General features: G+C 69.3%; 5 protein-coding genes and 2 pseudogenes. 5 read left to right on the forward strand and 2 right to left on the reverse strand.

The genetic code is table 11. The features are described 5' to 3' along the window. Nucleotides 1–597 (reverse strand): alpha/beta fold hydrolase (locus ABZ749_RS21155; RefSeq protein ID WP_357230171.1); only part of this gene is annotated, 597 nt, incomplete at its 3' end. A gap of 142 nt (nucleotides 598–739) precedes the next feature. Beyond that, the gene (locus tag ABZ749_RS21160; RefSeq protein WP_357230173.1) at nucleotides 740–1996 is read right to left on the reverse strand and encodes a hypothetical protein; all 1257 of its coding nucleotides are present in this window, start codon (nucleotides 1994–1996) and stop codon (nucleotides 740–742) included. Between the two features lie 279 nt (nucleotides 1997–2275). Between ABZ749_RS21160 and ABZ749_RS21165 the strand changes: the two genes are divergently transcribed. The 5 genes and pseudogenes from ABZ749_RS21165 to ABZ749_RS21185 all read left to right on the forward strand — a co-directional run bounded on the left by ABZ749_RS21165 (nucleotide 2276) and on the right by ABZ749_RS21185 (nucleotide 9154). Beyond that, on the forward strand, nucleotides 2276–4405 hold the full coding sequence (locus ABZ749_RS21165; RefSeq protein ID WP_357230175.1) for a DNA topoisomerase IV subunit B: 2130 nt from the start codon (nucleotides 2276–2278) through the stop codon (nucleotides 4403–4405). Between the two features lie 101 nt (nucleotides 4406–4506). Beyond that, nucleotides 4507–4761: pseudogene (locus tag ABZ749_RS21170) on the forward strand (DNA gyrase subunit A); the annotation flags it as partial. Between the two features lie 171 nt (nucleotides 4762–4932). Further along, nucleotides 4933–5565: pseudogene (locus ABZ749_RS21175) on the forward strand (LAGLIDADG family homing endonuclease); the annotation flags it as partial. Between the two features lie 420 nt (nucleotides 5566–5985). Then, nucleotides 5986–8295, forward strand: a complete 2310-nt coding sequence (locus tag ABZ749_RS21180; RefSeq protein WP_357230177.1) for a DNA topoisomerase (ATP-hydrolyzing) — start codon at nucleotides 5986–5988, stop codon at nucleotides 8293–8295. A 340-nt stretch (nucleotides 8296–8635) separates the two neighbouring features. Further along, complete coding sequence (locus ABZ749_RS21185) at nucleotides 8636–9154, forward strand: TrmH family RNA methyltransferase (RefSeq protein WP_355006793.1); 519 nt, start codon at nucleotides 8636–8638, stop codon at nucleotides 9152–9154. Nucleotides 9155–9247 lie beyond the last annotated feature (93 nt).

A 9247-nucleotide genomic window follows, 5' to 3' on the forward strand; every position in this document is an offset into this window, starting at 1 on the left:
CCAGGAAGTCGGCGGCGCGGATGTCGTTGCGCGGACAACGCCGCGCGCCTGCCGCCCGCCGAAGCCCCAGCCTGGCCAGACCCCGAGCAGCGCCGCCGTCGCGGCGATCCCCTGGGTGAGAGGCAGCACGCCGAGGCCGCGCCGGCCCGGGTAGGTCCGCCAGTACGGGATGCCGACCGCGATGAGCGCCAGGCCGTCCACCTCGTCGGTGCCGTGCAGGGCGAGATGCAGCAGGCTGGCCTGACCGCCGAGTGAGTGCCCGAGGAGCAGTCGGGTGCGCCCGTCCAGTCGCGGCTTGAGAGCGGCCAGGACGGCACCGACGTCGTTGGCCAGTTCGGTGTAACCGTGCCGGTCCGCCCGACTCGGCGTGGGCGTGCTCGCCCCGGTGCCGCGCAGGTCGGCCACGACCACGGCGAGCCCGGCGGCGCGCAGCTCGGCGGCGAAGGGCCGGTAGTACCGGGCCCGGACCCCCATCGCCGGCCAGATCACCACCACCGGCGCGCCGGTCACCCCGGGCGGCTCCGGATAGACCTGCACACCCAGCCGGCCACCGTCGACGTCGACGAACTCCTGCGCGTATTCCGGGTCCCCGTTCACCGACCCAGCCTACGGCCTGACGTTACCGGCGGGTAGTAGCCGGCCGTGCGGCCCACGACAACGACGGGCGGACGTGTCGCGCGCTCGCTGCACGCGACGGAGGGCCCCGCCGATCGGCGGAGCCCTCCGAAGGATGCTGTGGTCAGGAGACCGAGATCGCCCCGTTGCTGGCCCGGACGCAGGCCACCGCTCGGGCGCTGGTGGAGGCCGCGCCGCTCAGGCACTGGCCGAGCACCTGGTGCCCGGTGGCGTTCGGGTGCCACGACTCCTGGCAGGTCTGGAAGTAGCTGACGCAGGTGTTGGCGATGCGCTGGATGGCGATCTTGTCCTTGCCGGCGAGGCTGGTGACGAAGGTGCCGGTCGCGCCGTCCTGGAGCCGGATCGGGGTGGCCAGCGCGCCACTCGGGCTGCTGGTCTGCTCGCAGAGCCGGGCACCGTTGAAGGCCTGCTGCACGTTGAGGTACACCAGGTCGTCGGCGGGGAACTCGGCAGCCAGAGTGTCCCGGGTGGACTTCACGATGCCGCCCAGACCCTGGGAGAAGCGGTGCCCCGGCGCCAGGCTGGCCCGGTGGATCGGGCAACCGGCCGCGTACCGCTCGGCACCCAGGTCACGGAACTTGTCCCGGGTGTCGTCCCGGCTGTCCTCCTCGTGGAACTGCTGGTTCAGGTCCAGCGGCAGCGGGTTCGTGTAGTCCTGGAACACCACCCGGTGCTGCCCGTCCGCGTCCACCTGGTCGAGGGTGGTCAGGATCTGGCGTACGGCCGCGGTGGTCTCCGCGGTCGCGGCGCTGAGCTGCGCGGCGGTGGCCAGGTCGGCGTCGCTGCACGGCTTCTGCTCCACCGGCCCGTTCAGGTACGCCCAGAACTCCCACCAGCCGGTCCAGGCGTCGGCGATGAACCGGTTGGCGCACTTCTCCGCGACGCTGCCGAAGGTGAACGAGCTGTTGTTGGAACCGAGGCCGATCAGCACCAGGTCGATGTCCTGGGTCTGCGCGACGGCGCGCAACTGGCTCAGCTGCGAGGCCACGGTACGACCGTTGGTCCGCGCCTGGGAGGCGTTGGCGATGTCGTGTGGCTGGCCACCGGAGCAGGCCAGGTTGAACCGGTTCTGGATGCCCGGCAGGTTGGCCTGGTTGAGCGAGGCGTTCGCCGAACGGTGGCAGAAGAACGCGTTGTTGTTCGCCGCCGTCCAACCGGGGAAGCCCTGGCTGACTCCGTTGACGTCGACGACCGGGGTGTACGCCCCGGCGCCCTCGCCGCTGATGAAGCTGTCCCCGAGTGCCACCGCGGCGGTGGGCAGCGCGGCAGCCGCGGGTGCGGGCAGCGCGACGGCGGTCGACAACGCGGCCATGGCGATCGTTAGTCCCGCGGCGAGCGCGGTACGCCGGAACCTGGGCATGGGGCCCCCAACCATCGAAAGATGAAAGATTCTCTGAGAGCGCGATCAGATCACCCCGGCGCGACAGGCGTCAATGGCCCGTAACAGATTCGTTCGATGAAAGACACGGGCGCGTAGGGACGAGGGGCTAGCGCGTCGAGTTGGCCCGCGTGCCGGTGGCGGTGTCTCTGCGTGGTTTCATGATCACCCGAACGCTGTTCGTTGGCTCACGTCCGGACGGCCACGCGCGGCGGGTCGCGTAGGTCCTCCGGTAGTTGTCCTAGCCTCGGGCTAGGCTCGCTGCGGCGCGCCACGCCGGCTGATGTCGCCGGTGACCGGCAGCACACCGCCGAGACCGGGGAGTACGACCAGTTGACCGCAGAGCCAGACACCCTGTACGGGGCCGATGACCTCACCCACCTTGAGGGGCTGGACGCTGTCCGCAAGCGGCCCGGCATGTACATCGGTTCCACCGACAGCCGTGGCGTGGGTCACCTCGTCAACGAGATCCTCGACAACTCCACCGACGAGGGTGTCGCCGGTCACGCCAGCCACGTCGAGGTGATCCTGCACGCCGACGGCTCGGTGCAGGTCGACGACGACGGCCGGGGCATCCCCACCGACGTGCACGCCAAGTCCGGCATCTCCGGCGTCGAGCTGGTGCTGACCCGGTTGCACGCCGGCGGCAAGTTCGGCGGCTCCGGCTACAAGACCTCCGGGGGTCTGCACGGCGTCGGCGCGTCGGCGGTCAACGCGCTGTCCCGTCGCTTCGACGTGACCGTCCGCCGGGCCGGCAAGATCCACGCGATGTCGTTCCGACACGGCGTCCCGGGCATCTTCGACGGCGACGGGCCGGACGCCCCCTTCACCGCCGGCCCCGGGCTCCAGGTGACCGGGGCCATGAAGCGCGGCCAGCGCACCGGCACCTCGATCCGCTGGTGGCACGACGCCCGCTACTTCGAGACCGGCGCCGCGCTCGACGTCGACGCCGTCCGGATGAAGCTGCGCAACACCGCCTTCCTGGTCCCCGGCGTGACCTACCTGCTCCGCGACCTGACCGGTGAGGCGCCCGCCGAGGAGCGGTTCCACTACCCCAACGGGCTCAGCGACATGGTGGAGTTCCTCGCCCCGGCCGGCGACCGACCGGTCTCCGGCACACTGCTGGTCAACGGCGAGGGCACCTACCGGGAGAACGCCGCCGACGCCAACGGCGTCATGCAGTCCAACGTGCAGCGGCGCGCCGAGGTCGAGGTGGCGTTCCGGTGGGGCACCGGTTACGAGCGCACCGTCGAGTGCTTCACCAACACCATCCGTAACGCGCACGGCGGCACCCACCGCAAGGGTTTCGAGCGGGCCCTCGTCCGCGCGCTCGCCGACGCGATCCGTAACACCCGCGGCCTGCTCAAGGCCAAGGAGGAGCCGCCCACCCTGGACGACGTCCTGGAGGGGATGACGGCGGTGGTGCACGTGCGGATCCCCGAGCCGCAGTTCACCTCGCAGACCAAGGATGAGCTCTCCACCACCGGCATCACCAAGGTTCTCCAGTCCCTGGTCGACGCGCACATCAAGGCATGGCTGGAGGACCGGCGCACCAAGGCCGAGGCGCGCACGGTCCTGCAGAAGATCGTCGACGCCGCCCGGGTGCGGCTCACCCAGAAGCAGCAGAAGGACGCCGCTCGGCGCAAGACCGCCCTGGAGGGCGCGTCCATGCCGCCGAAGCTCGTCGACTGCCGGGCCACCGGCATCGATCGCAGCGAGCTGTTCATCGTCGAGGGTGACAGCGCCCTGGGCACGAGCCGGATGGCCCGTTCCTCGGAATACCAGGCGCTGCTGCCGATCCGCGGCAAGATCCTCAACGTGCAGAAGGCCAACCTCCAGCAGGTTCTGGACAATGCCGAGTGCGCGGCCATCGTGCAGGTCCTCGGCGCCGGCTCGGGGCGCACCTTCGACCTCTCCGCGCTGCGTTACGGCCGTGTGCTGATCATGGCCGACGCCGACGTGGACGGCGCCCACATCCGTACGCTGCTGATCACTCTGTTCGCCCGGTACATGCGCCCGCTGATCGAGGCCGGTCGGCTCTACGCGGCGATGCCGCCCCTACACAAGATCACCACCAAGGGGCGCAGTCCGCAGACGGTCTACACCTACACCCAGGCCGAGATGGAGACGACGGTCCGCAAGCTGGAGAAGGCCGGCAAGCAGATCGTCACGCCCATCCCGCGGTTCAAGGGTCTCGGTGAGATGGACGCCGACGAGTTGTGGGACACCACGATGAACCCGGCCACCCGGGCCGTCCGCCGGATCACCCTCGACGACGTCGACGCCGCCGAACGCATCCTCGAACTGCTGATGGGCGAGAAGGTCGAGCCGCGCCGCAACTGGCTCATCGACTCCGCCGACCGCGTCGACCGGGATGCGATCGACGCGTGAGCGAGCGACAGCGAGCGAATCTCGATACAGCGCGATGGTGTCTCACGCCGTTGCGAAGCAACGGCATGAGCGCCCGTTCCGTTCCAATGGAGAGCTGAGTCATGGCACGCCGTAAGGAAAACAAGGTCGACCTCTCCTCGTTCGACCAGGCCGGCGCGCGGGTCTTCGACAACCCGCTGGTCACCGAGGTTTCCGACTCCTACCTGGAGTACGCGTTCTCGGTCATCCACTCCCGCGCCCTGCCCGACGCCCGCGACGGCCTCAAGCCCGTGCACCGGCGCATCCTCTGGTCGATGTACGAGCAGGGCTACCGCCCCGACCGTGGGCACGTGAAGTCCGCCCGAATTGTCGGGGACTGTTTCGTCGCCGGCACACTCGTCTCCACACCTGATGGCCTGCGGCAGATCGAGAAGATTGAGGTCGGGGACCTCGTGCTGGACGGTGAGGGTGCATCGGTCCCGGTCACCGCCGTGTATCGAAACCCGACCTCCGACCTCGTTCGCCTCACCTGGAGTAATGGGCACACGATGCTCGTCACCCCAGGCCAACGCTTCCGGGTGGTCGCGGACGACCTCTCGGTGCAGTGGGCCGAGGCTCGGGATCTGGCGGGACGCCTTTCGCTGGCCTACGGGAGCCGTCGTAGCGAGGTGTCGACGCAACCTGGCAACGTCTACGACTACGTGCGCGGACTGCTGGTAGCCGAGGGCTTCCCGGCCGACCGGAATCGCGCAGCGGACGGCCGGGTTCGGATCCACATGTGTGACATCGAGCCGCTCGATGTCGCTCACGGCTGGGCCATCGCCAGTGGGGTGAACGTCTCCCGAGGTAAGCGCGAGGCGCGCAACCCCCTCCATCGCGACCAGCACATTCTGACCTTCAGTCGGCACGAAGGGCTGCTGGAGGCCACGGAACCGCTCAGCCGCGACAAGTACGTTCCCCGTGACATCGTCGAGAACCGATCGGCGTGGGCACCGTTCCTCGCTGGCTTCTTCGACGGAGACGGTTACGTCCGTAAGCGCTTCAGGGAGATCGTCTTCGTCAGCACGAGCGAGGTGCTGGTACGGCAGATCTACGCCATGCTCGCCGACCTTGGGCTGCATGGGCATCATTGGATCAGCGGTCGTGCCTCCGCCGGTAACCCACTCTTTGGCCTATCGGTCTCCGGGCGGGACGCCGCAGAGCTTGCCCGTTTGCTGTTGCCCTGGGTGCGGACCGGATACAAGCACGATGGCTTGCAGCGGGTTACCGATATCGGCTACGAGTACAGCGGCAAGCAGGGCGACGACCGGTTGCCGTACGGTCCGGTCGTCGCGGAGTTCACGGCCGCGCACCAGGGCGGCGGGTGGTTCCGGGACCAAGACGGCCAGGCGTTTCGCGCCTCGCTCTCGGCGAGCGGCGGACCGAAGGTACGGTACGGCAAGGACCGCAATGGCGTAGCGCTTGCGGACCGGTCGTTCCAGTTGGAGCGTGCGGTCCGGGACGGTTGGATCGACAAACTCCACCGCCTCGGCTCTCCACTCGCAGCTCGACTGGAAGCGTTGGTCGGGAGCTCGTTTCTCCGAGTCACCTCGGTCGAGGAGGTGTCACCTGACGTTACGTACGACATTCAGGTTGGCAGTGACGAGCACGCGTTCGTCGCCGAGGGCTACGTCGTTCACAACTGCATGGGAAAGTACCATCCGCACGGCGACACGGCGATCTACGACGCGATGGTCCGCCTCGCGCAGGACTTCTCGCTCAACGTGCCCCTCATCGACGGGCATGGAAATTTTGGATCTCCAGACGACGGCCCGGCTGCCAGCCGTTACACCGAAGCCCGAATGTCCCGCGAGGCCATGCTGCTCGTCGGTGAGCTGGGCGAGGACACCGTCGACGTCGAACCCAACTACGACGGGTCGCTGACCCAGCCGACAGTGCTGCCGGCGGCCTTTCCCAACCTGCTGGTCAACGGCGCGTCCGGGATCGCGGTCGGGATGGCCACCAACATGATCCCGCACAACCTGGCAGAGGTCGTCTCCGCGGCCCGCTGGCTGATCAACCACCCGGACGCCACTCTGGACAAACTCATGGAGTTCGTCCCCGGCCCCGACCTGCCCACCGGTGGGGTGCTGCTCGGCCTGGACGAGGTGCGCCGGGCGTACGAGACCGGCCGCGGCGTGGTGCGGATGCGCGGCAAGGTGGAGATCGGCCCGATCGAGGGCAGCCGGGGCCGTCAGGCGATCACCGTTGTCGAGCTGCCCTACGGTGTCGGCGCGGAGAAGGTCATCGCCGCGATCACCAACGAGGTCACCAAGACCAAGCGGCTGACCGGCATCGCGGACGTCAAGGACCTCACCGACCGGGAGAGCGGCACCCGGCTCGTCGTGGAGTGCAAGGTCGGAGTCAACCCACAGGCGTTGCTGGCCGACCTCTACCGGTTGACCCCGCTGGAGCAGTCGTTCGGCGTCAACAACCTGGTCCTGGTCGACGGGCAGCCGCGCACGCTGGGCCTCAAGGCGCTGCTGGAGGTCTTCCTGGCCCACCGGTACGAGGTGGTCACCCGGCGCACCTCGTACCGTCGGCGCAAGCGTCAGGAGCGGCTGCACCTGGTCGACGGTCTGCTGATCGCGCTGTTGGACATCGACGAGGTGGTCCGGCTGATCCGGGGCAGCGATGACGCGCAGGCAGCGAAGGACGGGCTGATGAGCAGGTTCGGCCTCTCCGACATCCAGGCCACCTACATCCTGGACACTCCGTTGCGCCGGCTGACCAAGTTCGACCGGATCGAGCTGGAGGCCGAGCAGGAGCGGCTGCGCTCCGAGATCGCCGAGCTGAGCAAGATCCTCGACGACGAGCGGGTGCTCAGGAAGGTCGTCTCCGACGAGCTGGCGGCCGTGGTCAAGCAGTTCAGCACCGAACGTCGTACGACGCTTGTCGACGGTGACCTCAAGGAGGTCTTGGCCGCGTCCGCGCCGGCCGGCCCGCTGGAGGTCGCCGACGACCCGTGCCAGGTGATCCTCTCCGCGACCGGGCTGGTCGCCCGGACCGCGGCCGAGTCGGAGGAGAGCTCCGAAGGGCGCCGACGCAACGGCCGGGTCAAGCACGACACGGTACGCGCCATCGTGCACTCCACCGCCCGTGGTCGGGTGCTGCTGTTGACCAGCGCCGGTCGGGCGTTCAAGGTCGACGTCCTGCCGCTGCCGGTGCTGCCCGAGCAGGCGGGCACCGTGTCACTGCGTGGTGGTATGTCCGCGGCCGAGCTGGTGCCGTTGGCGGCGGGGGAGACCGTCGTCGGCCTGGCCCCGCTCGGCGGGCAGGCGGAGGGCTCACCGGGGCTGGCGTTGGGCACCCGACAGGGCGCGGTGAAGATCTGCTCACCGGAGTGGCCGGTGCGCTCGGACGAGTTCGAGGTGATCGGTCTGCGCGACGGTGACGAGGTGGTCGGGGCGACCTGGCTGACCGACGGCACCGAGACGCTGACCTTCGTCACCTCGGAGGCGTCGCTGTTGCGCTTCCCCGCCGGGCTGGTGCGGCCGCAGGGCCTCAAGGGCGGCGGTATGGCCGGCATCAACCTGCCAGCCGGGGCGCGGGTCGCGTTCTTCGGCGCGGTGCGCACCGACGACCCGGGGCACGGCGAGCCGATGGTGGTCACCTCCACCGGCGCGACGGTCAAGGTGACGCCGTTCAAGGCGTACCCGGCAAAGGGCCGGGCGACCGGCGGCGTGCGCGCGCACCGCTTCCTCAAGGGTGAGACGGACGTGGCCGTCGCCTGGGTGGGCCCGCGACCGGTCGGCGCGACCGGCACCGGCGAGCCGGTCGAGCTGCCCGCTGCGGACCCACGCCGCGACGGCAGCGGCTTCGCGGTGATGCTCGGCCCAACGGTGGTAGGCCACCTGATCGAACGCGACTGACCCCGTTGTCGTGCCGCCCCGGGGGCACGCCGGGGCGTGTCCGGCCCCAAGATCTGCACAACGTGGGGGAAGTTGCTGCTTCCGGGATGCCACAGGCAGCAGTTTCCCTAGCTGTGCGGATCTTGACGGTCGAGCCGCCGAAGATCGTGCTCGATCCAGGAAGTAGTGGTTTCACCGGCGCGGTGATGCCACTCGATCCTGGATCAAGCACAATCATGCGCAGTGGGGCGTCCGCCGGCGCGGTATGGTGGTGGCCTCTGTTGTCGGTGAGGGTCCGGGTGCACCGCGAAGCACCCCTCAACATGATTTCTTCTTTGTCCGGCGGAGTCGCCGGCGCGGCGTGAGCGCCGCCATCCGGGTCCGGCCGAGGCGTGAGTTACGTGCCGCCCGCCGTCCCCGGCCACACCGCTGTTGGGGCCACCTGATCGCCGCGCCACTCTGGCCGCTGCACGGCGCGAACCTGGGCACCCTGTTGCGTACGTGCGACGCGGTCGGCGCCTGCCTCGCCGTGCCGCCGTTCCGTTGGGTGGACGAAGCCGTCGCCCGGGGCAACACGCTGCGCCAGCCGGGCTGCGTCCACCGGGTCGGCAGTCCGCTGCGCTGGCTGGCCGCCGAACGGGCCGCCGGTGCCCGGGTCCTCGGGGTGGAGTTGGCCGACGAGGCCGTCCGGCTCGGTGATCTGCCCGCCGCTCGGAGCCGTACCGTGGTGCTGTTGGGCCACGAGGCGACGGGCATCCCGCCCGAGGCGCTCGACCAGCTGGACGCGGCGGTGGAGATTCCCATGGTCGGCCACGGCCACAGCCTGAACGTCGCCGTCGCCGGCTCCCTGGTCCTCTACAAACTAGCCGGCCTCCTCTAGCTTGATCTTTAACCTGTGCGGCGTGGCCTTGGGGTATTCGAAGTGTTCGTTTTCTTTGTGTCGCGTTTCGGTTTTGTGCTGGTGGCGGTGGTG

Source organism: Micromonospora sp. NPDC047753 (assembly GCF_040642735.1).
GTDB lineage: Bacteria > Actinomycetota > Actinomycetes > Mycobacteriales > Micromonosporaceae > Micromonospora.

What these genes read in the sequence shown, in the direction of transcription:
- ABZ749_RS21160 (WP_357230173.1), bottom strand. Translation starts at nt 1,996, where the DNA reads ATGCCCAGGTTCCGGCGTACCGCGCTCGCCGCGGGACTAACGATCGCC.